Below are 1,118 nucleotides of genomic sequence, written 5' to 3' on the forward strand. Positions count from 1 at the left end.
GGACGAAATAGGGGTATCAAAGCAGGCTGTCTTTAAGAAAATCAAGCGGGAGCCGCTGTCAACCAGTTTGCGGGGGTGGACGTCAACCGTTGACGGTAGGTTGACGGTATCGGTTGACGGTGAAAAGCTGATAAAACAAGCCTTTTCGCAGGATGTACCGTCAACCGACCATCAACCGGTTGACGGTGTGGTTGACGGTCAGGTTGATGGCCCGGTTGACGGTATGATCGCCGTTTTACAGGCCACCATCGGCACACTGCAAGGTCAGCTTGAAGTGAAGGACAGGCAGATTGAGCAGCAAGCGCAGACCATCACCCGGTTGTCTGATGCCTTGATTGCTGCCCAGCAGACGGCGGCAGCGGCCCAGGCCCTCCACGCGGGGACAATCCAACAGCAGCTTCGTACTGGCGAGGCTGGGGAGGATCAACAAGGCCAGGAGCCGGAGCAGAAGCGGGGCTGGTTTAGCAAATTGTTTCGAGCTTAAGATACCTGAGAAGGGAAAAGGAGAAAGTGCATGAATAAAGTTTTGAATTTTAAGCGGCAAATGATACTGGGCCTTGTAATTCTTTTGGGAAGCTTTATAAGTTCTTCCCTGTTTCAGCAAGGGTGGTTTTGTAATGTTGGCGGGGTGGTATATGGGGCGCTTTTTTTAATAAATCCGGTGTACCCTGATCGGATAAATAAAACGCCGAGGATAACAGTTTTTGTGCGTATTGCAGGAGCTGTGATAGTTTTAATTTCTTTGGTTACACGATATGATATATAAAAAACGGTGGCCCTTAAAAGGGTCACCGTTTTTTTATTGTATTATTATTACCAAAGACCGATTGCGGGGTTCGGGAAAGGACCATTCCAGTCAACTCCAATATACAGCCCCTTTTCCAGAGCAACTGCTTGGAAAACCCAGTAAATAATTGTTCCTCCACCAAATAAACCGACGATAGCCCCGACGACTGTTCCAACACCAGGATAAACACTTCCTAAAGCTGACAGAGCAGCCATTGCAGTTTGCCACTATTGGTAAAAATGTAGAAAAAGAGCGTGGGGGCGTTCCCCCGCGGGAGCGCGCAAAAGCACTTTCATACTGTCGCCCCAACGGGGCGGCGGTGTGAAAGTGC

The 1,118-nt window shown here is 49.6% G+C and carries 2 protein-coding genes; both read left to right on the plus strand.

What is annotated here, in order from left to right:
- On the plus strand, positions 1–484 hold a 484-nt coding region (locus tag D1159_RS18930), incomplete at its 5' end, for a hypothetical protein (RefSeq protein WP_161847124.1).
- Positions 485–514: 30 nt separating this feature from the next.
- A complete protein-coding gene (locus D1159_RS18935) occupies positions 515–766 on the plus strand; it encodes a hypothetical protein (RefSeq protein WP_161847125.1) in 252 nt (83 codons plus the stop codon).
- Positions 767–1,118: the final 352 nt, after the last annotated feature.

The sequence above is a fragment of the Pseudoflavonifractor sp. 524-17 genome (genome assembly GCF_009935845.1).
In the GTDB taxonomy this organism is placed as follows: domain Bacteria; phylum Bacillota; class Clostridia; order Oscillospirales; family Oscillospiraceae; genus Pseudoflavonifractor_A.

Bases quoted from the DNA above. Each gene is read 5' to 3' on its own strand.
- D1159_RS18935 (WP_161847125.1), top strand. From the start codon at position 515: ATGAATAAAGTTTTGAATTTTAAGCGGCAAATGATACTGGGCCTTGTA.